At 61.5% G+C, this 24,189-nt stretch carries 16 protein-coding genes and 2 pseudogenes; 12 read left to right on the top strand and 6 right to left on the bottom strand.

Features of this window, described 5'->3' with window-relative positions; all coding sequences use genetic code 11:
• The 4 genes and pseudogenes from AABA84_RS32770 to AABA84_RS32755 form a co-directional block, all read left to right on the top strand.
• Positions 1–293: pseudogene (locus AABA84_RS32770) on the top strand (Ig-like domain-containing protein); the annotation flags it as partial.
• Positions 294–618: 325 nt separating this feature from the next.
• Positions 619–2,322, top strand: a complete 1,704-nt coding sequence (locus tag AABA84_RS32765) for a type I secretion system permease/ATPase (protein WP_246550124.1) — start codon at positions 619–621, stop codon at positions 2,320–2,322.
• Positions 2,319–3,632 carry an HlyD family type I secretion periplasmic adaptor subunit gene (locus AABA84_RS32760; protein ID WP_212246915.1) on the top strand — a complete coding sequence of 438 codons (1,314 nt, stop codon included), beginning with the start codon at positions 2,319–2,321 and terminating at the stop codon, positions 3,630–3,632. Before AABA84_RS32765 ends, AABA84_RS32760 begins: the two co-directional genes overlap by 4 nt.
• A gap of 651 nt (positions 3,633–4,283) precedes the next feature.
• The gene (locus AABA84_RS32755) at positions 4,284–4,898 is read left to right on the top strand and encodes a transglutaminase-like cysteine peptidase (protein WP_212246872.1); all 615 of its coding nucleotides are present in this window, start codon (positions 4,284–4,286) and stop codon (positions 4,896–4,898) included.
• 48 nt (positions 4,899–4,946) lie between these two features.
• Here the strand turns inward: AABA84_RS32755 and AABA84_RS32750 are convergent, their stop codons facing one another.
• The 3 genes from AABA84_RS32750 to AABA84_RS32740 form a co-directional block, all read right to left on the bottom strand.
• Entirely contained in the window at positions 4,947–5,948 is a 1,002-nt protein-coding gene (locus tag AABA84_RS32750; RefSeq protein ID WP_212246870.1) for a methionyl-tRNA formyltransferase, read from the bottom strand.
• Positions 5,945–6,913, bottom strand: a complete 969-nt coding sequence (locus AABA84_RS32745; RefSeq protein WP_212246869.1) for a hypothetical protein — start codon at positions 6,911–6,913, stop codon at positions 5,945–5,947. Before AABA84_RS32745 ends, AABA84_RS32750 begins: the two co-directional genes overlap by 4 nt.
• A gap of 139 nt (positions 6,914–7,052) precedes the next feature.
• Complete coding sequence (locus AABA84_RS32740; RefSeq protein WP_338309766.1) at positions 7,053–7,892, bottom strand: 2OG-Fe(II) oxygenase; 840 nt, start codon at positions 7,890–7,892, stop codon at positions 7,053–7,055.
• Between the two features lie 273 nt (positions 7,893–8,165).
• Here AABA84_RS32740 and AABA84_RS32735 point away from each other — a divergent pair, with 273 nt between their 5' ends.
• A complete protein-coding gene (locus AABA84_RS32735) occupies positions 8,166–8,387 on the top strand; it encodes a hypothetical protein (RefSeq protein WP_212246867.1) in 222 nt (73 codons plus the stop codon).
• 39 nt (positions 8,388–8,426) lie between these two features.
• Here AABA84_RS32735 and AABA84_RS32730 read toward each other — a convergent pair whose 3' ends face one another.
• Entirely contained in the window at positions 8,427–8,771 is a 345-nt protein-coding gene (locus AABA84_RS32730) for an H-NS histone family protein (protein ID WP_212246865.1), read from the bottom strand.
• A gap of 958 nt (positions 8,772–9,729) precedes the next feature.
• Here AABA84_RS32730 and AABA84_RS32725 point away from each other — a divergent pair.
• Together AABA84_RS32725 and AABA84_RS32720 are read left to right on the top strand one after the other, a co-directional pair.
• Positions 9,730–10,410: a response regulator transcription factor gene (locus AABA84_RS32725; protein ID WP_212246863.1), complete on the top strand. Its 681-nt coding sequence runs from the start codon at positions 9,730–9,732 to the stop codon at positions 10,408–10,410.
• A 549-nt stretch (positions 10,411–10,959) separates the two neighbouring features.
• Positions 10,960–11,316 (top strand): annotated as a pseudogene (locus AABA84_RS32720) (hypothetical protein); the annotation flags it as partial.
• A 697-nt stretch (positions 11,317–12,013) separates the two neighbouring features.
• Here AABA84_RS32720 and AABA84_RS32715 read toward each other — a convergent pair.
• Complete coding sequence (locus AABA84_RS32715) at positions 12,014–12,805, bottom strand: Crp/Fnr family transcriptional regulator (protein WP_212246861.1); 792 nt, start codon at positions 12,803–12,805, stop codon at positions 12,014–12,016.
• A gap of 600 nt (positions 12,806–13,405) precedes the next feature.
• The gene (locus AABA84_RS32710; protein WP_212246860.1) at positions 13,406–13,717 is read right to left on the bottom strand and encodes a nuclear transport factor 2 family protein; all 312 of its coding nucleotides are present in this window, start codon (positions 13,715–13,717) and stop codon (positions 13,406–13,408) included.
• 129 nt (positions 13,718–13,846) lie between these two features.
• Between AABA84_RS32710 and AABA84_RS32705 the strand changes: the two genes are divergently transcribed.
• The 5 genes from AABA84_RS32705 to AABA84_RS32685 all read left to right on the top strand — a co-directional run bounded on the left by AABA84_RS32705 (position 13,847) and on the right by AABA84_RS32685 (position 24,091).
• Positions 13,847–18,442, top strand: a complete 4,596-nt coding sequence (locus AABA84_RS32705; RefSeq protein ID WP_338314189.1) for a LuxR C-terminal-related transcriptional regulator — start codon at positions 13,847–13,849, stop codon at positions 18,440–18,442.
• 1,259 nt (positions 18,443–19,701) lie between these two features.
• Positions 19,702–21,846 (top strand): type I secretion system permease/ATPase, encoded by a 2,145-nt coding sequence (locus AABA84_RS32700; protein WP_212246908.1) that lies wholly within the window; start codon positions 19,702–19,704, stop codon positions 21,844–21,846.
• A complete protein-coding gene (locus AABA84_RS32695; protein ID WP_338309354.1) occupies positions 21,843–23,306 on the top strand; it encodes an HlyD family type I secretion periplasmic adaptor subunit in 1,464 nt (487 codons plus the stop codon). The genes AABA84_RS32700 and AABA84_RS32695 overlap by 4 nt, the downstream gene beginning before the upstream one ends.
• A gap of 9 nt (positions 23,307–23,315) precedes the next feature.
• A complete protein-coding gene (locus AABA84_RS32690; protein ID WP_212246857.1) occupies positions 23,316–23,723 on the top strand; it encodes a hypothetical protein in 408 nt (135 codons plus the stop codon).
• Positions 23,720–24,091: a toxin-activating lysine-acyltransferase gene (locus AABA84_RS32685; RefSeq protein WP_338314188.1), complete on the top strand. Its 372-nt coding sequence runs from the start codon at positions 23,720–23,722 to the stop codon at positions 24,089–24,091. Before AABA84_RS32690 ends, AABA84_RS32685 begins: the two co-directional genes overlap by 4 nt.
• Positions 24,092–24,189: the final 98 nt, after the last annotated feature.

Below are 24,189 nucleotides of genomic sequence, written 5' to 3'. Positions count from 1 at the left end.
GCAACACGCTGACCGGCACCACCGGCAACGATGTCATGGTGGGCAAGGCGGGTGCGGATACGTTCACGTTTGCGTCGAACTTCGGCCAGGACGTCATCAAGGACTTCGCTGCCCGTGGACCTGCTCACGACACGATCGAGTTCAGCAAGAGCGTGTTCGACAGCTTCGCCAGCGTTCTCTCCCACGCGGCCCAGTCAGGCCACGACGTCGTGATCGCGACCGGGAGCGACACGCTCACGCTGAAGAACACGCAGCTCGACAAGCTGAACAGCCACGACTTCCACTTCGCGTAAGGGACGGATCAGCCGCACAAGCTGGTACTCAACAGCCGCCTCGGGGGATCGCTTGGGGATCCCCCGACAAAGGCATCATTAAAGGGCAGGTGTCATGACTGACGTTGGACAGCGGGGGGTGATCCCCCCGCCTGCGAATCTTTATCGAATCCCACTTATGCATTTGTCAGGACTATGGTCGTCCGGGCGCCGGCTGGTGGACGAGGCCGAAGCGCCGACATCGCGGCTCGTCGGCTGGGCAAGGCGCGTGGTTGAAGCCCTTCGGCAGCGGATATTCGTCGGCCGCTTCCGGTCGGCGCAGGACTATGAGGAGCCGCACTCAGAGATGTCGGCATTTCTGCGGTCTTGCGGCCGGATATTCTGGGCGCTCGCGGCCTTCAGCGGGATGAGCAATCTCCTCATGCTCACCGGCTCCTTCTTCATGCTGCAAGTCTATGATCGGGTGCTGCCCGGGCGCAGCATACCGACGCTGATCGCCTTGATGGTCCTGGCCGCGGTCCTCTACCTGTTTCAGGGTGGGCTCGACTTCGTCAGAAGCAGGATCAGCGCGCGGGTCGGCCGGTATTTCGATGAAAGGCTCGGCGTTCGCATATTCGACGCGCTTGTGCGCCTGCCCTTGAAGACCAGGGCAGATGGCGACGGCCTGCAGCCGGTGCGGGATCTGGATCAGGTCCGCAGCTTTCTGTCGAGCGGCGGGCCGACGGCGCTCTTCGATTTGCCGTGGATGCCGATCTATCTCGGCGTTTGTTTCCTCTTTCACTTCTGGATTGGCGTCACTGCGCTGGCCGGCGCGTTGGTGTTGATCGGCATTACCATGCTCACAGAAACCCAGACGCGGGGGCCGGCGAAGGCGTCCTCCCGCCTCGCAGTCTCGCGAACGGCACTCGCGCTCGAGGGCCGACGAAATGCCGAGGTTCTGCAAGCCATGGGTATGCGGCAGCAGGCGGCGTTGCGGTGGCGCGATGTCAACGCGAAGTACCTCGCGGCTCATGAGCGGGCCAGCGATGTAGCAAACAGCCTCGGAGGCGCCTCCAAGATCTTCCGGGCAATCCTGCAGTCGCTGGTTCTTGCCGTCGGCGCAGTCCTTGTCATCAACCAGGAATCGACGGCCGGCATCATCATCGCCGGATCGATCCTCAGCGCGCGGGCGTTGGCGCCCGTCGAACTGGCCATTGCGAACTGGAAAGGGTTCGTCGCTGCGCGGCAGTCGGGACAACGGCTTGATGCTTTGCTGAAGCTTCTCCCCGGCGAGGAAGAACGGCTGGCATTGCCTCCTCCTGTCGAAGCTCTCACCGTCGAGCATCTCTCTATCGGCGCTCCGAACTCCGAGAGGCCCACCGTCAATGAAGTGTCGTTCCAATTGCGGCGCGGGCAGGCGGTTGGAATCATTGGGCCCAGCGGATCCGGCAAATCGACGCTGGCACGTGCGCTGGTCGGGGTATGGCCGAGCATTCGAGGCCGGATACGGCTGGACAACGCCGCACTCGATCACTGGTCTTCTGACGCCCTCGGGAAGCACATCGGGTACCTGCCTCAGGACGTGGAATTGTTCGACGGCAGTGTTGCGATGAACATTGCGCGGTTCGATCCGCAGGCGACCGCCGCCGCTGTTCTGGAGGCCGCGCATGCCGCGGGCGCGCACGATCTCATCCTTTCGTTTCCGGACGGCTACGGCACGAAGATCGGCGAGGGGGGATTGGCACTGTCGGCGGGGCAGCGGCAGCGCATCGGGCTCGCACGCGCCTTCTACGGCAAACCGTTCCTGGTGGTGCTCGATGAGCCCTCCTCCAATCTCGACGCCGAGGGCGAGGAGGCGCTGACCGAGGCGATCCTGAACGTGCGCCGTCGCGGCGGGATCGTCGTCGTGGTGGCCCATCGTCCGAAGGCGCTTGAGGGCGTCGATCATGTCTTGTGCCTCGGGGAAGGCAGGGTTCAGTCCTTCGGCAAGAGAGAGGAGGTCCTCAAAAAGGTCTTGCGAAATCCCGTGCCGCTCAAGGTGGTCGCGGAAGCTCAAGGAGGCAACCGATGAACGGCCAAGTGGCGCCGGCGATGCAATCCATCCAGCGATATATGATCGTCGGCATGATCATGTTCGGTCTGGTGATATTTGGGATCGGCGGTTGGGCGACAACGAGCCAATTGTCGGGCGCGGTGATCGCCCAGGGCGTGGTCGTGGTGGATTCGAGCGTTAAGAAGGTTCAGCACGCCACGGGTGGGATCGTGGGTGAATTGCGCGTGCGCCAGGGCGATCGGGTCAATGCAGGCGACGTTTTGATCCGCCTCGACGAGACTCAGACTCTCGCCAATGCGACGATCGTCACGAACAGCATCGATGAGCTGCTCGCGCGCCAGTCTCGTCTTGAGGCCGAGCGCGATGGTGCCGAGCAGGTCGTGTTTCCCAAGGTGCTGCTCGACCGAGCCAGGGAGAGCAACTCCGAGGCGAGCCGTGCAATCGCTGCGGAGCGGAAGCTGTTCGACCTTCGGCGTCAGGCAAGGAGCGGCCAAAAAGCGCAGTTGCAGGAGAAAAGCGCGCAGCTGGAGAACGAGATCAAGGGCTACACGGGGCAGACCGAGGCCAAGCAGAAGGAAGTCGAATTCATCCGCCAGGAGCTGGAGGGCGTACGCAGCCTCTGGCAGAAGAATCTGGTGCCGATCACGCGGCTCAATTCCCTCGAGCGCGACTCCGCACGCATCGAGGGCGAGCGCAGCCAGTTGGCCGGCATGATTGCGCAATCGAAAGGCAAGATCTCCGAAATCGGCCTCCAGATCATTCAGATCGACCAGGACCTGCGGACGGAAGTCGGCAAGGACCTGATCGAAACGCGCTCAAAACTCTCCGAACTGGGCGAGCGCAGGAGTGCAGCGGTCGATCAATTGCATCGGATCGATATCAGGGCGCCACAATCCGGCCGCGTCCACGAGCTTAGCGTCCACACGGTCGGCGGCGTTATCTCACCCGGCGAGCAAATCATGCTGATCGTGCCTGACGCGGACTCGCTTGCGGTCGAGGTCAAGATCGCACCGCGCGACATCGACCAGGTCTATGTGGGGCAGACTGCGACAATGCGTTTCGCAGCGTTCAATCAGAAGACCACCCCGGAGATCGACGGAGAGGTCAGCATGGTCTCGGCAGATATCACGCAGGATCAGCGCGCCGGCACGAGTTACTATACGGGCCGTATCCTGCTGAAGCCGGAGGAGCTGGCGAAGCTCGGCTCGGCCAAGCTGCTGCCAGGAATGCCGGTCGAGGTCTTCATCAAGACGGCTGGTCGGACCGCGCTGTCCTATCTGCTCAAGCCGCTGCACGATCAGGCGGAACGTGCATTCAAGGAGCGCTGAGTCTCGGTGCAAGCCGTGGGCAGCGCTTGGTGAAACGCACGCGGGCTGACGCCCTACACCTGGGCGTCAGCGTCGCTGCGCCCATCCCCGCAATAGATCGCGCGCTCGCCGACCGATCGGCCGCGGCGGGTGCCTGTCGCGCCGCGCCGAGATCACGGGGTGTTCAAGCGATCGCCCGCTCAGCACGTCCATCCGTCTGGCGTGCAGGGCCATCGCGACGACGACGCCGAGTATTGATGCTTCAGCTCCCACAATGACGAGCAACTCAATTGGCATATGAAATCAGTCCTGCCTGCGAGACTGCTTTTTGCGATTTGAGCATGGCGACAAATTAAATCAATAAAATAATCTGCGGGCGGAAGATCCGTCCGTCTCGCTCTCGGGCGGCCATGCCTGTTGCCTGTAATTGCGCTTCGCGCGCGGCCTTGATGAAAAGGGCCTGTCTGATCGGGGTTTCTCGCTCCATCTCGCTCCAGGCTTGCAAGCGTCGCCGGCGCCGACCTGGTCCATTGCGGTTTAAATGCAATAATTATATTTAATCTTGCAAATTAAATCTAAATATATAAATTAAATAACAGAGCCGCGATCTGCGCGTTCGGCGTCGTCGTGCCTCGGCCCGCGTCAATTTGGCATTCGCAGGAGGATCGGCAGATGCAACGAACCTCAGGCTCGATCATCGCCGCAGCCATCGTAATGATCATCGGGGGCGTTCAATGGGCGGGTGCGGCATTTCTGGACGTGCCAAGGGTGCCCCAAACGGACCCTGCGCACATCGAGCTGGGGCGTCCGGCTCTTCCGCCCCTCACATTCACCGCGTTTTGCCTGCGCTATGAGGCCGAATGCCGCCCGCGGCGCTTCTTCCGCGGCGGGCCGATCCGGTTGACTGAGAAGCGATGGGTGGAGCTGCGGGAGATCAATCGCGCGGTCAATCTGGCGATAGAGCCCGCCCGCAACGAGCTCGGCCTTGCGGGCGAGGCGTGGATCATTAACCCCGCACGTGGCGATTGCAACGATTACGCGGTGAGCAAGCGCCACGAGCTGCTTCGGCGCGGTTGGCCGGCGCGCGCCCTGCTATTGAGCGAAGTCGTCGTCGGTTCCGGTGAACATCATCTGGTGCTCCTCATGCGCACCACGAGCGGCGATCTCGTCCTCGACAATCTCACGCCGCAGGTCAAGCCCTGGTCGCGCACGCCGTATCGCTGGATTCGCGTGCAAAGCCCGGGGCGTGACGGGCTCTGGGTCACGATTGGACGGGAAGGGGTGTGAGGCACTGGCGCGAAAGCCCTGAGCCTTCCCTTGCCAGAGCGGTTGCGGTTACTCGTGAGCGCATTTGAGTCGCTCGAGCGAAGCGAGCCTGTCTTCAAGCGCGACGATCCGGCGAAAAAGATCGAGGCGCGACAGCCCCAGGGTCGCGCGTGTCGATCCGATGACAGAAGCGGCAGCACATGGTTGCTCGGAGTTGGCAGGAAGGACGCTGAACATGCGCAGGACGCCGTCGCCGGTCAGCACGTCCACCCAGCCCTCGGAAGGTGACCGCCCTACGATCCGGCCTGGGACGCGGCCAATATAGCAGGGAGCATCGAGCCGCGGCGACGCGCTGGTGATGATGAGCCGCTGTCCGTCAAGATGGGTGAAGGCACCGGGAAATGGCGGTGTTAGGCCGCGGATCAGCCGATCGATGGTGTCAGTAGGCTGGCGCCAGTCGATCTCTCCATCTTCCGGAACACGGGCGCAGCCATACGAGGCATCGTCGGTATCTTGAGAAGTGCCCTGGTAGCCGGTGATCGCTCGTACGACTACCCCGCCGAGCTCACGTTCCTGAATCGCGTTGAGGCGCTCGTAGAGCGAGGTGACCGTGTCATTCGCGCCGATCGGAATGGCCTGCTGGAACAGCAGATTGCCGCCATCGAGCTCCGGGATGACGAGATGAATGCTGATCCCGGCGGTCGTCTCGCCGTTGATGATTGCCCAATTGACGTTGGCGCGGCCGCGATAATGCGGCAGAAGCGAATAGTGCACGTTGACGAAGCGACACAATGCAAGAATCTGCGGCGGGATGATCCGATCGAACGAAGAGATCACAACGGCCGCCGGGCGCAGCTCTGCGATCGCTTTCTGAAGCTGGTTCAAGTCCTGCATCGCCGCGACCGGGATGCCGCGGTTGTTGGCAAATGCCCTCAACGCGCTCGCGTCGGGCTGGTCCGGTCTCCGGAAGATCTGAACCACGCGGCAGTGCGCGGCCAACGAGCGAAGCGCTGCGAAGCCCGTCGGTCCGTCCGCGAGGAGTACGACATCGGGCTGCAGCTGCTCCGTCATGTCACCTCCGGCCAGGGTACGAGCTGGGCGAAACCATCCTCTGTGACGGCACCGCCTCGACGGACCCACTCGGCCGCGCGCAAGCCGCCGGTCTGTAATCGTACGATCGGCTCGGGGCCGATCTCGGACAGCAGAATGCCCATATGGCCCTGTCCGACCGATTGTGGGGGCCAGACCGCAAGACCATTGGTGGCCAGCACGGTTCGATCGATGTCGCCCCAGAACTGCACCACAACGGCGCCGTCGGGCGCGCATGCGGCCAGATGCGCAGCCTCCGCTCGGCCGATGCGCGGCGCGACCGTTGGCTGCAAGGCGACAACGAAGGCCTCCCATGCGTCAGGATGGACTGCCGCAACGCTGTCGAACGTCTCGACGTTCGCCCCCAGGCTTGCGAGCCCGGTGCGCAGCGGGGCAAGGAAGTCATTGTCGCAGAGCAGGGCGATTTTGTTGCCGAGGACCGCCAGCCCGCAATCGTGCAACTGCTTCACGACGAGAGGGCCAAGGAACGAGAAGACGTCGATGGCGGGGTGTCGCTCGTTGACGCCGACCACCGGAATCTTGCGCCGTGCGCACGCTTCGATATCCAGGTCCTCGCGACGAAACTCCCAGGCCTCGAACATCAAGGCGATCACGGCGTCGCTGCGCAGCTGGTCGATCAGCGCAGCTGTGAGAGGACGGAGGTGGCCACTGTTGGTCACGATGTCGACGCTGTGAAGCACCTCGGGGCTGATCTTTTCCAGAATCTCGATGCGATCAGCGACGTCGAGGGTGGCCGCGATCTCGAAAGTCTCCCGTTTGGCATCTGTCACAGTCCCATGGCGGCCAGGTTTCGTGAACGCGTAGACCTGCTTGGCTCCGGCCATTGCAGCCAGGACGGGGGTGACGGCGTACGCGCCGGTCGCGGCTTCGGTCAGCACGGTCATTCCCGACATGTCCAGTCCCGTTTCAGCGAGGGCGCGCTTCATCAGCGTTCGCAGCCGAACAGGCGAGAAGCCTAGCCTGCGAGATGCTCTGGTATCCGCATCGTCAGATCGCAATTGCGCGACTGAGGTTCCACTCGCGGTCATTGATGGGTCCCGCTGTTGCCCCTGGAAGACGCCGGCTTCATCGTGTTCTCGACCCGTGCGCCCTGGATATCCAATCGCGCGCCGCCCGGAGCCGGTTGTAGAGCGGATCGGGTAGGAGCGCGCGCAAGTGATCCTGCCAGCTCATTCGCTCGATCCATGGATCCTCGCCCGGTCGCGCTGCCCAATACTGCACGCGGCGTTCGCCCGATGCGACGACGCGACGCGTCGTCGTGTAGTAATAGGATGCGACGGAAAGGCGCATTCGACCAGGGGGACAGGAGACCGGATCCGGAAGGCCGTGGAGAGTGGCACCGTGCGTCTCCCAGAGGATCATGGTGTTGAACCGCGGGAAGATGCGGCATCCGAGCGCTGACATGTCCGCAGGCCACAATTCGAGGCTGCCGCCGTAAGCTTCGGGCCAATCCCGATTGAGATAGATGAGTAGATTGACCCGGTGAAACAGCCCGGTCGTCGGGTGAACCTCGAAATCGCGGTGAATCTTCGTGAAGCCTCCTGGGGGCGTTCGATGAACTCCCGCAAATTTGTGCGTCGGATCGGAATGAAGATCGCGAACGCCGGTGACTGCCGAAATGAATTCTTGGAAGCGCGCACTGTCCACCAGGCTCAGCAGATGCTGAGTGGCCGGCCCCAATCCGTCCGACACCTCCTGCTTCACCAGGCGATCGGTGGTCGTGGTAATCAGGCGGGCTTCTGGGAGGGCGGCGCATTCGGCCGCGACCATGTCCAACAGCTTCTCGGGAAAGGCATCGTTGAGGACAACGTGCGGCCAGGGTCTTGCGGCTGCGTATTCGGCGCGCAGGGAGCTGGCTCGGGCAAAGAGGCCGCTCAACGAGTGAAGCTGGAAATCAACATGCAATTCCGCAGACTCCGGCTGCAGTGCTTGGAGCCAGGCCCCAAGTCCGCCAGAAGATTAAATGATATTATTAATTGGCTTGGCATTAAATGTCAAAATAAAGCGACGAGGTTGCGCTCGAACTGGCGCACGAGAGATTTCAGGGTACCCGCCAGCCGACGCAAATCGTGATCGTCAGTCGCGAAATTCGAATCGCTCGATTAACTTATTTAATTTGAGAGGGCGATGATTTCGGTCTACCTTCAAGGTCGGGCTGGATTGTAGCAGGACGAGCCGATGACCAAACTCGATGCGGAAGGCGATGATCGTCGCGAGTTCTTGAAGACCTGTGGAAAATTCGCCGCTGTTACCCCTCCGACAATGACGCTGTTGCTCTCCACCTCTCTGACCTCGGCCGCGATAGCCAGTTCAGGCGGCCGTATTGTGCGTGGCAACAATGGCTTCGGCAATGGCGGCGGTGACGGCACTCCCAACAGAAAAGAGGACGACGATCGGTAAATTCTGCGGTCCAATGGGCCGCCGCGGTGCGATTGGGGCTCAGCCGGTCCGGCGGCGTCTTTGTGCGGACGAGCGGTCGATCAGGAGATCGTTCAGCTTCTTTCCGGCGCGCAGTTGCGCCTTCAGCCAGCGGGGCTGTTTGCCGCGGCCGGACCAGGTTTCGGACGGGTCCTTCGGGTTCTGGTATTTCGGCAGCACCGGGGGGTAGGGGCGGCGCGGACGTTCCCCGTTCGAGGACGAAACGGCGGTCCCCTCAATCTTGCGCAGCCGCTCTTCGAGCTTGGCCTTTTCCGCGGTCATCCTGCGACTGAGAATGGTTGTGACCTCATCGTAAAGCCCCCACAGCTCGGCTGTGGTCAAGTCGACCCAGTCACTTTTCCCCATGGAAGCCGTCCCCAGCTACTTCCGAACCGAAACAGGAGGGGGCATTATCAGGTCATGGCAGGGTTGGGCAAGCGCGATCCGGGCGCGCGGCGGCGCTTGTGTGCAGCGCAGTACTCAGTGCTAACGGTTAAGACTGTATCTCCGACCGGGCGGTCGCTTCCTGAGCGCCCTCCGTCCGTGGGCCCGTCGCTTGGGCGCGAGCAATCGCTCCTCTGCTTTCAACACGCGATTACGTAAGTTCTGCAATTCTGTGAATTGAACGATGAGGGCCTTATGTGTTTGACGCAATACTGCCGAAGAATACATGTGACCACCTACTCATTGCCGACGACAAATCCGTGCCCAATAATTGAAAAAATGCTAAATTGACGAAATTCGGCCTCAAGCGCGGTACTGGGATTTCCGTCGGTGCTACACGGGCTACGATCAACCGCAGCCTTGTTCTGTCCTTGATTACCAGCCATTGCTTTGATGAATAGTAATACTTTCTCTCCTCCCTTCCCGGAGCTAGGCTTCACGAACGGCCTCGCTTCAGTGAAACTTCGTCGAATGTTAGATTTGAATCGTGAATGTCCCTATATATCGTTGGTAATATCCGACTCTAACTGAGTTAATTAGATGTTGACCATCATAGCACACCCGCCCGATCAGGGCGCCGATAGCATTCTTGGCGTGAATTTTCAGATCTAAGCCATCAAAAATTGTAGATGGAATGCCATTATTTTCGCAGAATTCGCGGTTTCGGATTTTGCATTGAGTACCGCATTCTTACGGTGCTGCACGCATTCTTTGGGCGAGTTACGATAGCGTGGCCATCGAGCGTTGTCGCAAGGTGCTGTCTCAGACCTAAGACCTGCGACGTTATTGACGGAGCTGGCCGGTTATAACTCGCGCGTCTCAGAAGGAGGGTGGGATTAAACGGCTGCAAGGGGGGTTGTTAGCAATAGGCAGGGGAAGCATGCGCCGTATCAGAATTGTCATCGCTGATCGACACCCGATCGTCTTGCAAGGGATTAGGAGCGTTCTTGCGGCGCAGCGTGATTTTGTGGTCGTTGCTTCTTGCGGCGATGGCGCAAGTTGTATCGAGGCAATTCGATTTCTTGCGCCGGACGTCGCGCTTGTCGATGCTGCACTGCCCGACTTCAGTCGACAGCAGATCCTCGCTCGTGCGAACGCTGTCGGCCCACGTGCTCCGGTAATCTTCTTCACCGGTATTAAGGGCGACAGTGAGTTAAAAAGGCTGGCCTTGGACGGCGCCTGCATCGTCCTCTCGAAGGATTCGGACGTGGAGATGCTGGTCGCAACCCTGCGGAAAGCTGCCCAGGGCCAAGCCGCGGCCTCGGGGCACGTCAGCGAGGACTCTCTCGGCGGTGTGAAGCCCCTGACACAACTAACTGACCGGGAGCGGCAGATCATGCGGCTCGTATCGGAGGGGCTATCGAACAAGGAGATTGGGCGTCGGTTGAACCTTGCCGACGGTACGATCAAGGTCCACCTTCACCATATCTTCCAGAAGCTGGAAATCAGCAATCGTACGGTTCTCGCGGCATTGGCGATCTCGCGAAGCGAGCTGCATGCAGCGCCAGGTGAGCCGGATTCCCTTGATCTGTTGCGTCAGGATCCAGCCAACGCGAGCTGACGGGATACGTCTGGCGCGCTTTCGGGGGTGTGCGCGAGGGCGGCCTATCGCGGTGCCAGATGCTCAATCATGTTGAGGCAGGCCCCTTCGGCCTCGGCCAACGTTCGAAAGGGCGAGCCGCCAATCTTGATTGCGGCTTGGTTGTTGTGGAGCGGACGCCAACTCGCCAGGTAGCCGGAGCGTCCGTGAAAGCCCGGACCTCCCGGGCTTCCGAAACTGATCACGAACGAGAAGCCGTGGCTGCTCGCACTCCAGATCTCCATGTCCCGGACGGATCGATAGAATTGCAGTGGCATCGCAATGATCCATTGTAGTCGAGCCGCGCCCGCTGGTTAAATCAAGGTTAACTAAATTAAATGCCAGCGCGCAACCAAAATCTGGCCGTCGGACAAGGTGCGCCGGGAAAGTCGGGGGAAACACGGCGAATTGCCGACCTTCAGTCCGGGGGCGTGCACGTTCAGTAACCTCTCACCAGGCAAAGAAAATTCTTGGTTGAAAATCTATTTAATTTATAATACTGTAAAATGTCATTTTAAATCTAGGAGGCGCATCGTGACCCGGGACGGCAACGAGGACGACGACCGGCGGGCGTTTTTGAAGACCTGCGGAAGATTTGCTGCTGTGACGCCCCCTGTCATGACGCTGCTTCTGTCCACCTCCCTGACCTCAAAAGCCATTGCACGTTCGGGCGGCCTGCATGGGGCGAGGCAAAGCGACAGCGGCCAGTCGTTCTTCGACAATGATCGGTCGTCCGCGGCAGGGCCGGGGAGCTCCGGCGGCGGATCATCAGGGGGTGGGGGAACACCTGGTGGTCGCCCTGCCGGATCTTCTCATGCCGGAGGGACATCCGGCGGCGGGGCTGGCGGTAGCGGCGGGGTCGGTGCTGGCGGAGGCAATACAAAAGGGCCCTTCGCAACCGGCGGCGGCTCTGGAATTCCAAGTGCAAATGGTGGGGTCGATTGCGCAGACGAAGAGAACGAGGAAAAGCGCAAGGCCGATTGCCCCGGAGCTAGTACTCGGATTTCCAGCGCAACCGATTCCAGCCGGTAAAATATTCTAAGCCTAGGGAGGAGCCCTATAGGCTGCCGCGCGGCCAAGCCTGCTGGGCCTCGTGCTCGGGCAGGCCAAACGCGAGGCCGATAGCACATCTGGCCGGCCGAGCGGCGTGATGCACCGCTGCAACGCTTTTGCGGGCGCAGCATGCCATATGTTGGTGCGCTTTTCCCATGATTGCATAGTTTTCCCGGCCTGGAGAGCGGGAGAATTCTCCCGGAGACTCGATTAGAAGGCGTGTCATGAATACCCGCATTCGAGCGGAGAATCCTGCGGTCTTTCTTCGAGAGCGTCTCGAAGCGCTTGTCGCCCAGCTCGCAGAACTTGAGAAGCTCAGAGACCGAGTCGGTCGAGAAGAGAATCGTCATCGTAAGCTGCGCAAGGCGGACTGCCCCCATGCCGAGCTCGGGGGCAGTCGTTCCCGCTTGGCACAGGCGAAGCTCATGCCCGTGCTGCTTGGTCGCAGTGAGTCGCGTTGTTGTAACGAGCGTCCCAAAGCGAATGGATGACCGAACGGCCCATGCGGGTGGTTCGCGAAATCGAACCGGCCCTACGAGCCTGTCCCGGCTATCCGGCTACCGGGCGAGCGGGAGGCGGGCCGCGCTGGAGCCACGGGGACGAGCCCGACCGCTCCGCGCGAGACTATCTGATCGATTCTGCGGGTCATGACCTTGTAGCACTCGCATGCCACGGCTTCGAGCCGCGGCCGATCAATCTCGAGCTGGCCGCGCCGATTGGATTTCAGCGCTCTTGACGCGCGCATCGTGCACACGACATGCGTGACGGTAGTGCGGCGAACGCCCAGCAATTCCGACAATGTTTCTTGCGTCAGCGGAAGCAGGTCACCACCATTCGCACGATCGTGGATGTGAAGAAGCCAGCGCGCTAGGCGGGCTTCGACGGAATGCAGTGCATTGCAGGCTGCCACGTGCTGGAGTTGCGTCAACATCGACATCGTGAAGACCTGCACCATGGATGCGATTGCGGGGCTGCGATGTTGCGCTGCCAGGAATTGGGCAGGCGAGATCTGCAGCGCGACCCCGGATAGGCGGACGACCGCCGTCGCGGGCGCGGCGGATGCGCCAAGCGCTGACGTCAAACCCACAGCGCCCTCGTGCCCGATTATCGCCGTGGCAACTGTCTGTCCGTTCGGCAGCCCTGTGATCGCAGCGATGGCGCCGCTGAGGGGGAAGAGAAGATGTTCGATCCGGTCGCCCGAGCGGACGAGCACGGAATTGCGTTCGATCACGACTTTCCGCAGATGAGGTGCAAGCAAAGCAAAATCCGCTGGCGGCAAGGCTGCTAACAAACGATTACCAATTCTGGTCGCGTGGTCCATCATGGGATCAGATCCCGACGGATGCTCGGCACTAGCACGAATGCCGATGTGTCGAGCTGCCCTGCAGATGCCAGCTCAACAGCAAGCCAACCGGCCACCACAAATATGGTTCCCATAATCAAGGGCGAGCACGCGTGGCCGACAATCGCATGCCACGCGAGCCTCCGGCTCCAGCTGGTGCCGGCCAGGGCTGCCGCCAACATCACATTGATCGCATGACGAACGATAGGTTGGCGCATGATACCGCGTGCAAGGAAGCCGGAACGCGGCAGCCGCCCGTGCCGTCGACATGCAACGGCGACAGATGCTCTCGTCATATGGCCCGCTAATATCGTCGTTGAAAACGGGTTCGGGTGGCATCGTTTCCAGCTGAAGCCGAGGCTAAGCGCCTCACACGCTTGCGCCGCACTGGTCGTGCAGTCAGCTGGAAGCCTTCTTAGTACTGACGAGTTGGCAGCCTCACTCTGCTGGAGGCGTATCGCCCTTCGACATGCATTCGTTGACGAGTACCACGCAACGTGCTCGCAACGACCCGTTCGTACGGAGGCGCCGGCCTTGCACCGCAACGTCAGCACGTGACCCGGGCTTGGATCGCGCCGGGGTCTAGTGGGAGGGACTGCAGTCTAGCTCCTTGATCCTCCCGGTAACGTCAAACGAGAAGAGCGCACTCATGACACCACTATTGGTGACGTACGAGATAATGGCCCCCTCGTGCGAGGGATTGAGATCGTCCAACGTGCCCGCCGGATATTCTCGCAGGCGATCAATCCAATAGGCACGAAGTGCCTCGTGGCCGGTAATGGTCTTGATGCCCCCGCAGCCGCAGCGAAGCACGGCACCTTCGGCATACATTTCTAAGATCGCCTCAATGTCGCCCGCGCGGTAAGCATCGAGCCAGTCAATCGCAATGGCCATCGGGTCAAACGATATATTTCTCACTTAAATGCCATAAAAGCTTGCGATTTTGCGTCGTTTTGGGCCCGTTTAAGCCTCTTTCCCTATTTTATTAATTGTATTTTAATAATCCCGCTTGGCCCCGGCCATATGCCGAAGTACATAGATGGCCGGGCCGAGGCAGAATCCATGTTAGACGTGTCTGTGAAGCAGAGACGGATCCGGCTTCTGATCGTAGATCGACAACCGATCGTTCTACAGGGGCTGAAGTCGGTACTCGGGGTACAGCAGGACTTCGACGTTGTCGCATCGTGCAGCGATGGGACAAGCTGCCTCGAAGCAATTCGGAATTTGACACCCGACGTCACGCTTGTTGCTGACAACCTGCCGGATCTGACGGTACCCGAGATCCTCGCGATTGCGAAAGCTGAGAATCTCTCCACGCGCTTGGTGCTGTTTACCGAATCCGAGGCAGATCGCGATCTAGCCGCCGCTATTGCTGCCGGCGCCTCCAGCGTAATCTCGAAGCACGCTTCCTCGGACACTATGCTGCGATTACTGCGCCTGATGACAGAGCGCAGCGTGTCGCGCGAGCAATCCGATCTCTTGCCAGCCGGCGAGGGAGCCGACCGCGGCGGCAAAGTTGAAACGATGCTGGAGCTGTTGACGCACCGGGAACGTCAAATTGTACGACTAGTCTCAGAAGGAATGTCAAACAAGGAGATTGCGCGCCAGCTAAACGTTTCCCCGGGGACAGTCAAAGTACACCTATACAACATATTTCAGAAGCTTGAAATTACCAATAGGACCGTGCTCGCTACCCTCGCGTTGTTGCAGCGACCGTCCGGCTTCGGCCTGCTTGCGCTGGCGTTTCTGGCGTTCGCAATTGCGGACGAACTCAAGGCGTCGGAAGCGAACGACGTGGATCCGGATGACGACAGCGTCGGTCGCGCGGGAGAGCATGCCGAATATGAGCCCTGGAAAAGAGCCATTCTCCGACACCTCGTGGTCTGGGAATCCGGCGAGACGCCCCCGCTCATCCAGAGGGACCTCTTTGCCAAGGCGAGCCTGGTCCCGAACCCGGCGGCGGCGATAGAAGCGCTCCGCACGGCTGAGCAATCCGTAGGCTCGAAACCGTGGAAAGACTACGGCCCAGTTGGATCGAGCACGCCCAATCCTCCTACGCCGTTGCTGCGGGGAACCAGCGACGCACAGATCGTTGGAGAACCGACCGCGGAACATCAATTCCCGCGGCTTGCTTCCACTCCGACGTTGATTCACGGAGGGTATGGCACCTTCGCCACTCTGACCGGTGCGTTGATCTACGCACTGAACGACCCCCATCTTGCCGTGCAATCGCATGAGCCAGGCAAGGCGCCGATCGACAGCCTCGTGGTGGTCACTGGCGAGAATGCGACCACAAAACTGGCCGCGATAACTGATGCTGATACCAATGGTGTGGACGGCTCGCCCCCGACCTTCCCTTTGCACGATTTGCGCCTGCCTGCCGCGCTTGTGACCACCGGCAACGAACGCGTCGCTGGAGAGGGCGCTTCGAACCAAATGAGTCATGGCGCTGCGGATGACAACCTGCAAGAACCTCTTGGCTCAATGGACCTTGGTCGCGATGCCGGTATTGGCGGAGATCGCCGCGATCAACCGATGGGCGGCAACGTTGGCGAAGACGTTGTTTATCGCTCCCCGATCGATTCCAATTCGACCTCTTCCCACTCTGGCTTCGATTTCGCATCTGGATCGAGCCGGATCAATCTTGCGGCTTTCGGAGCGCTTGCCTGGCTCCATATGACAGCAGCAAGCAAGTCTATACCGCCGCATACCCTCGCCTGGATCTACAATCCCGCAACCAACGAAACGATCGTCTACGTGAATCCGACCGATCGGATTCTTGATGTCGGCGACCGGGGCCTGCTGGAAATCCATCTGCAGGGGATTGTCTCCATTGCGGAGTCGGATTTCGTCGGCCAGCCGGAAGGCGCGGCTGTCGCGATCACCCTGGAGCAGCTCGAGGAAGCGCTGACATCGGCGACCGCAAGCGAAGCTGTTCTGAGTGCGGACGGTGCCCATACGGTTGTCGGGACGAGCGAGAGCGCGCTCGGGAGCGCGGCAGTTTGGAGCACTCTGACCGACAACGGCTTGACGTTCGGATTCGGGCAGGCTCGGACCGGCTCAGGGGGAGCGACCAGGTCCAGAACCTTCACTAGCGATTCGGTAGCTACAACGGATGAGAGCGATGTTGGGTCCGGCGGGTCGGCTCATGTATCACCGATCGCGCTTGCTCATAGCGCGACGGTCACGGCAGTTGAAAATCTCACATCGAAGAATGAACCGATCAATGGGGGTTCTGGCTCCAGCATCGCAGCGGGCGATAACTCACAGCACGCTTCGGAGCCAGAGTCTGCAAAGGCGGCAGCGGAGTTGACCGAAGCCGGCTTCGTACGGGGGAATGGCGTCGGCAATGACAATGAGCATCATCCCCCCGCTTCGGAGGCTTCGCGAGGGGCAGCGAAGACGGCAGACCCGGATGGCGTGGAACACGGTAATTCGGGGCACTCAGCCTCTGCAAAGCCGTCGGAAGTAGCCGACCCTGATGAGCCAGGCGTCGCAAAGGCCGGTAGCGCGGGCGGCGGTAAATCACAGCACGCTTCTGAGAAAGGGTCTGCAAAGGCGGCAGCGGAGTTGACCGAAGCTGGCTTGGTACGGGGGAATGGCGTCGGCAATGACAATGAGCATCATCCCCCCGCTTCGGAGGCTTCGCGAGGGGCAGCGAAGACGGCAGACCCGGATGGCGTGGAACACGGTAATTCGGGGCACTCAGCCTCTGCAAAGCCGTCGGAAGTAGCCGACCCTGGCGAGCCAGGCATCGCAAAGGCCGGTAGCCCGGGCGGCGGTAACTCACAGCACGCTTCGGAGAAAGGATCTGCAAAGGCGGCAGCCGATTTGACCGAAGCCGGCTTCGTACGGGGGAATGGCGTCGGCAATGACAACGAGCATCATCCTCCTGCTTCGGAGGCTTCGCGAGGGGCAGCGAAGACGGCAGAAGCGGATGGCGTGGAACACGGTAATTCGGGGCACTCAGCCTCTGCAAAGCCGTCGGAAGTAGCCGACCCTGGCGAGCCAGGCATCGCAAAGGCCGGTAGCCCGGGCGGCGGTAACTCACAGCACGCTTCGGAGAAAGGATCTGCAAAGGCGGCAGCAGACTTGACCGAAGCTGGCTTGGTACGGGGGAATGGCGTCGGCAATGACAACGAGCATCATCCCCACGCTTCGGAGGCTTCGCGAGGGGCAGCGAAGACGGCAGACGCGGATGGCGTGGAAAACGGTAATTCGGGGCACTCAACCTCTGCAAAGCCACCGGAAGTAGCCGAGCCTGGTGAGCCAGGCATCGCAAAGGCCGGTAGTGCGGGCGGCGGTAACTCACAGCACGCTTCTGAGAAAGGGTCTGCAAAGGCGGTCACGGCGTTGGCTGAAGCTGGTTCTATGCAAGAGCACAGTTTCGGCAACGACAACGAGCATCATTTCCCGGCTCCGGATGCTTCGCCAGGTTCAGCGAAGACGGCAGACGCGGAGGGCGTGGAACACGGCAATTCGGGGCACTCAACCTCTGCAAAGCCACCGGAAGTAGCCGAGCCTGGTGAGCCAGGCATCGCAACAGCCGGTAGCGAGGGCCGCGGTGACTCACAGCACGGGCCTCCAAAGGAGGCAGCCACAGAGCTGACTGAAGCCGGTTCTATGCAAGCGCACAGTTTCGGCAACGACAACGAGCATCATTTCCCGGCTCCGGATGCTTCGCCAGCTTCAGCGAAGACGGCAGAAGCCGATGGCGTGGAACGCGGCCATTCGGAGCACTCAACTCTTGCAGACGCACCTGAAGCAGCTGAGCTCGCTGAGCCGAACATCGCAACGGCCGGTAGCGAGGGCCGCGGTGACTCACAGCACGGGCCTCCAAAGGCGGCAGCCACAGAGCTGGCTGAAGCTGGTGCTATGCAAGAGCACAGTCTTGGCAACGACAACGAGCATCATTTCCCGGCTCCGGATGCCTCGCCAGCTTCAGCGAAGACGGCAGAAGCCGATGGCGTGGAACGCGGCCATTCGGGGCACTCAACTCTTGCAGACGCACCTGAAGCAGCTGAGGTCGATGAGCCGAGCATCGCAACGGCCGGTAGCGAGGGCCGCGGTGACTCACAGCACGTTTCAGAACCGGGGCCTGCAAAGGGGGTAGCCACAGAGTTGACTGAGGCTGGCCTCGCGCCGGGAAATGGCGCCGAGCATCACGTTCCGGTCTTGGATGTTGCGGGAGCGTCCGCCGGGGAAGAACCGGCCGTCGTGGAGCATGGCAACTCCGAGCACGATTTACATGGCTCTAAAGACGCACCCGAAGCAGCTGAGATGGTCGAACCGAGCGTCCCAAATGGCAGTGACTCCGGAAACTGGCCGCAGGCTGCGCAATCTGCTGCAACCGCGTTGGACCCCGTACACCCGGCCAAAGTTGCCTCCGAGATTGGCGGCGCGGAATTGGTGTTTCGCTTCGATAACAATGCGACTCCTCCCACATTCGGCGCGGTAGCTGAGGTTCCGCCCAGTCCGCACGTTTCGCCCGGTCAGGAAGAGGACCTCCACATCATCGGCAAATTGATCCCTAATGCACTGGACGAACACGCGGTCGCCCCTGTTCATAACGTTCCGCATCACGCCGTTGTACCCGCGCCTCATGACTTGCTGATTTGAAGCGTCCCATCGTTACAGATGTGGGAGCCCTCCGCGTCCACCGTCCTTGCGGCTCCGCTAATTTCGAATAGCGGCCCGGGAATCGATAGGGATCACATCAGCGGCTTCTTCGAGCCGTTCTTTACGACTAAGCAGATCGGCGAGGGCAGCACGGGGCTTGGCCTGGATCGGCTATGGCATCGTCCGCGAAGATGGCGGTGAGTTCCCTTGCAACGCACGAGCCGGAAGGCGGCGCGACCTTCTGACGTCAATTCTTACGCGCCGTTACCCCCTTGAGTCTCGGATCAATGGTTGAACGGACCGTTCTGCTGGGGCGATGGATGTTTATCTTTAGCCGGATAGCTGAGAGAGGCCGCTTCTTATGCTCACTCCATCGGATACTTGGGGCGAAGCCGTTGAATCTTAGGGGTCTTTGTTTTTCGTGGCCCCCATGATGGATTGGAGCGAGAGTTCATTTTTTTCAATTGGTTAGGAGGCCGCGTGTGCACGATGTGCGCACCGGGAGATCAAAGAAGATCTCGTTGCGGATCACGTGAGCAGGTGGCTCCCCGGCGGACCCCTGAGCACAATCGATGTTTCCAAAGCCGGGAGGAGAATGCTGGCGACCAGCAGTTGCAGAAGGTTGAAGGCGTCATCCTTCGTCGCGCATGCGCGTGGCTCTGCTGATCGAGCAAGAAGGAAAAGGTCTTTCAGTGTGGGGTGGCTTCCGTCGCGTTCTCGATTTCGCCAGCGTTGTGTCGGTGGCGGAGATCTGAGGGTGGTCGACGGGTTTCATCGTGTGTGTCGCGACCCCATTGACGAAAGGCACGGCGCACTTGGATAGGCAAGCTGACTCATAAATCAGCGACTGCCACGTTCGAGTCCTGGCGCGCTCGTCATCGCCAACGCATTCTACTTCCCTGCGAATACTCCCGACCTCAACGTCAATCGCGGGGCAGGCTCGTCCGACCTGACCGGCCGCGTTCGCTCGGCTGCGCCTCCACCATGCCGCTGGGATCGATCATATGGTTACCTCGACCTTCGTCGGGAGCCACGAACGAGGGCTTGGCTTGCCCATTGAACAACGTTAGATGTATGTAATTGTATCATCCGTGGTTAAGTTGTTGTCTCGATCTGCTGCGCATGTCGATGAATAGCCGAGGGACCAAGCAAGCTCTGCATAATGGTTCCAGGTTGGGATCCCGACTGTTCTGGCTGGGTGTGAAGTCTGGGTCATGACCATCGCAGTTGCGAAAGCGCCTAACGAGGCCGCCGACATAATGGGCGGCAATGAGCCTGATCTTCCGGCGTCGCTGCTTTCCTTCATTCTGGTAGCTAAATTCCTTGGTGTCCCGGCCGACGCTGGCCAGATCGCTCATGACCATGGCTCGCCGGGCGTGCGATATCAGCTTGAAGACCTCGCCCGGATCGCCAAGCGGCTGAAGATCGTCGCCAAGGTGAAGCCTGCGGCACCCGAGGAGCTTCACAAGGTTCCTTTGCCTGCGCTGGCCGAACTGGAGGGCGGCGAGGCCGTCGTTCTGCTTAAGGTCGACCAGCAGCCGGCCGGATCGCGCTTCCTGATCCAGCGCGGCGATGGCGGACGTCCCGAAGTGTTGTCGGCGGACGATTTCTGCGGTCGGTACGCCGGGCGGCTGCTCCTCATGACGACGCGTGAGCTGATGGCGGGGGCGACGCGGCCCTTCGACATCAGCTGGTTCATTCCTGCGCTGGTGAAATATCGCGGGCCGCTGCGCGACGTGCTGATCGGGTCCTTCTTCCTGCAGCTGATGGGACTGATTTCGCCCATCTTCTTCCAGCTCGTCATCGACAAGGTGCTCGTCCATCAATCGCTGACGACGCTCGACGTGCTGGCGGTGGGGCTCTCGGCGGTGCTGATCTTCGAGACCGGATTGTCGGCGCTGCGCAACTGGCTGTTTGCTCACACCACCAATCGCGTCGACAGCGAGCTTTCGGCGCAGCTGTTCCGGCACCTGCTCAACCTGCCGCTGTCGTATTTCGAGGCACGCCGCGTCGGCGACAGCGTTGCCCGCGTGCGCGAGCTCGATCGTATCAGGGAATTCCTGACCTCGAACGCCGTCACCGTCGTGATCGATCTCTTCTTCACCATCGTCTTCTTCGGCGTCATGTACGCCTATAGTCCGCTCTTGACCCTGATCGTCACGCTGTCGATTCCTCTCTATGTCGCGATCTCGGTAATCGTGACGCCGGCGCTGCGCGCCCGTCTCGACGAGAAGTTCAAGCGCGGCGCGGAGAACCAGTCCTTCCTCGTCGAAAGCGTCACGGGCATCGGCACGCTGAAGGCGATGGCGGTCGAGCCGCAGATGCGGGCGAAATGGGAGAAGCAGTTCGCGGGCTACACCAGCACCGGATTTCAGGTCGCAACGCTCGCCAACTGGGGCAGCCATCTGATCCAGCTGGTGTCCAAGCTGACCACGGTTGCGATCCTGTTCTTCGGCGCCAAGGCGGTCATCGCCGGCGACCTCTCGGTCGGATCGCTGGTTGCCTTCAACATGCTCTCCGGGCGCGTCGCGCAACCGATCCTGCGCCTGTCCCAGCTCTGGCAGGATTTTCAGCAGGTGCGCATCTCGGTCGACCGGCTCGGCGACGTCTTGAACGCGCCGGCCGAGCCCGATCACAATCCCAACCGGGCGAGCCTTCCGCCGATCAAGGGCGCGGTGAACTTCGACCGGGTTCGTTTCCGCTATCGTCCCGATGCGCCGGAGGCTTTGCGGGGCGTCACGCTCGCGATCGAGCCGGGCGAGATGATCGGCATCGTCGGCCCCTCCGGCTCGGGCAAGTCGACGCTGACCAAGCTGGTGCAGCGCCTTTACGTTCCGGAGCAGGGCAGGGTGCTGGTCGACGGCGTCGATCTCGCGCTGGTCGACCCCGCATGGCTGCGCCGGCAGATCGGCGTCGTGCTGCAGGAGAACATCCTGTTCAACCGCTCGGTACGCGAGAACATTGCGCTGGCCGATACCACGATGCCGATGGAGCGGGTCATCGCCGCCGCTCAGCTCGCCGGCGCTCACGAGTTCGTCCTCGGGCTCTCGCACGGCTACGACACGGTGATCGACGAGCGGGGCGGCAATCTCTCGGGCGGGCAGCGCCAGCGGCTCGCGATCGCAAGGGCGCTGATCGGAAATCCGCGCATCCTGATCCTCGACGAGGCGACCAGCGCGCTGGATGCCGAGAGCGAGGAGATTATCCAGCACAATCTCGCCGGCATCGCCCGCGGCCGCACCGTCATCATCATCGCGCACCGCCTCTCCGCGGTGCGGCAGTGCGACCGGATCGTCACCGTCGAGGCCGGCGAGATCACCGAAACCGGCGACCACCAGACGCTGCTGCGCTCGGGCGGCCGCTATGCCCAGCTCTACACAAAGCAGATGGGGCGCAGCACGTGACGGCATGGGTCGCCGCGCGCTTTCCGACGGTCGCCAGGCACTGGGCCGTGCTGCGGGCGAGCTGGAGCATGCAGAACGAGGCCGACCGCAACCGGCGGCCGCTGTCCGATCACGAGTTCCTGCCGGCCGCCCTCGAGATCATGGAGAAGCCGCCGAGCCCGGGGCTGCGCATGCTGCTGCTGATGACCTGCGGCTTCTTCACGGCCGCGCTGGTCTGGTCCGTCATCGGCACGGTCGACGTCGTGGCGGTGGCGAGCGGGAAGATCATTCCGTCGAGCAAGGTCAAGACCATCCAGCCGATGGAGATCGGCTCGGTGCGCGCCATCCACGTCTCCAACGGCCAGCACGTCGAGGAGGGGCAGCTTCTGGTCGAGCTCGACCCGACGCTCGCGACCGCCGACGAGGCGCAGGCGCGCCAGAACCTGCAGGCTTCGAGGCTGATCCAGGCCCGCAACGCGGCCCTGCTCGCTTATCTCGATGGCCGGCCGACCGGCTTCGTCGCGCCGGACGAGGCGCCGGCGGCGATGGTCGCGGTGGAGGAGCAATATGTCCGCGCCAGCATCGCCGAATACGAGGCGCAGGTCGCCAGCCTCCAGCAGCAGATCGCGCAGCGCGCGGCCGAGCTGACCTCCGCCGAGGTCGAGATCAACAAGCTGCGCCTCACGCTCCCGCTCGTCGATCAATCGCTCGAGGCGCGCCGGCAGCTCACCGAGCAGGGCAATTTCGCGCGGCTGCGGCTGCTCGAATACGAGCAGCAACGCATCGAGCACGTCCAGAACGTCGACGTGCAACTCGCCAATGTGACGCGGGCGCGCGCCGCGATGACGGCGCTCGAAGCCGAGATCCGCAAGCTGCGCGAGACGTTCGGCAAGACCGCCGTCACCGAGATGGTCCAGGCCCGCGACAAGGCGCAGCTCGCCGCCGAGGATCTGCGCAAGACCACGCGGCGGCGTGAGTTGCTGGCGTTGCGTGCGCCCGTCGCCGGGACGGTGCAGCAGCTCGTGGTCGCGACGATCGGTGGCGTGGTGCAGCCGGCCCAGCCCTTGATGACGGTGGTGCCCGACGGCGCCGAGATCGAGGTCGAAGCCCAGGTCCTCAACAAGGACATCGGCTTCGTCCGCGAGGGCCAGCCGGTCCGGGTCAAGCTGGAGGCGTTTCCCTTCACCGATTACGGCCTGGTGCCGGGTATCGTCGAGAGCATCAGCCGCGATGCGATCGACCTGTCGCAATCGAACGGCCAGCCGCAGCGCGACGACAAGGGCCGGCCGGTCCAGCCCGGCCTCGTCTACGCAGCGCGCATCCGCCTGCTGCAGACCAGCATCCGCATCCGCGACCGCCAGCAGACGCTCGGCCCCGGCCTGTCCGTGCAGGCCGAGATCAAGACCGGCGAGCGGCGCATCATCCAATATCTGCTGTCGCCGATCACGCAATCACTCGATGAGGCCGGGAGGGAGCGGTGAGGGGACTGCATGATGATCAGATTTGATCGGGACCTACGACGTGCGACGCATTTGGAAAGTGGTCTGGCGGTTCAGTGGGTGCGCGACGAGCCTCCTATGGAGCGCTCGACCCACTTCAAGTTGATTGTCGACGGGATCGAAGTGCCGTTTGTCGCTTCCTACGACTACGGCGAGGACAAGATCAAGAAGGCACATCCGGATATTGGCGCGCTGGAGCTCGACCGCCTTTCCACATCGCTGTGGGAGAAGAATTACAGGGCAACCAGTATCAACGCTAACTTTAACAAGCAGATATTCGTTGAGGTCTGGCGAGACTTGGTTTCGCAAGGCCACAGCAGCTATCGCATCTCGACCTATTACACCGAGATTCGGTTGGCCGGTTCCAACGGCAAAACCGAATGGGAGTGTCAAGGATGAGACGTCGAGGGCAAGGTCGAGGAGACCGCCGGCATCGCGATCTGGGCAGTGTCTCCGACGAGGTCGACGCCAAGATCCGCGAGCTTATCCAGGCTCGCGTGTTTCCGGTGCGCCTCAAGGCCGAGGACTGGGCCAGCGGCGAGACCACCTGGCTGCTCGACGTCATCGCTCCCTCGCAGAAAGTCGCCACCGCCGTGCTCGCGAATTTCAAGCAGGTGGTGAAGGACAAGCCGGTGCGGATCCACCCGATCGTGAGCCAACTGTCTGTCCGTTGCGATTGGTATCTATTGACAAGTGTGGAGAAGGGAACTCGGAGGCTTTCAAGAGTTCGCCCGGGGTCGCTCAGCGCAAAGTGGCGAGGCCCGTAGCAAGCGAGCGACGGCCGCAAACGAAGCTGTGGCGTCACCGTTTCGTCGTACGACAAGGCTCGGCGGCCCGCCGTTGATGAGCCGGTCGAGCCATTCGA

It is taken from the genome of Bradyrhizobium sp. TM239, from assembly GCF_036247985.1.
GTDB lineage: Bacteria > Pseudomonadota > Alphaproteobacteria > Rhizobiales > Xanthobacteraceae > Bradyrhizobium > Bradyrhizobium ottawaense.
Note: the sequence above shows the minus strand (reverse complement) of the source record. Positions and strands in the feature narration are given on the sequence as shown.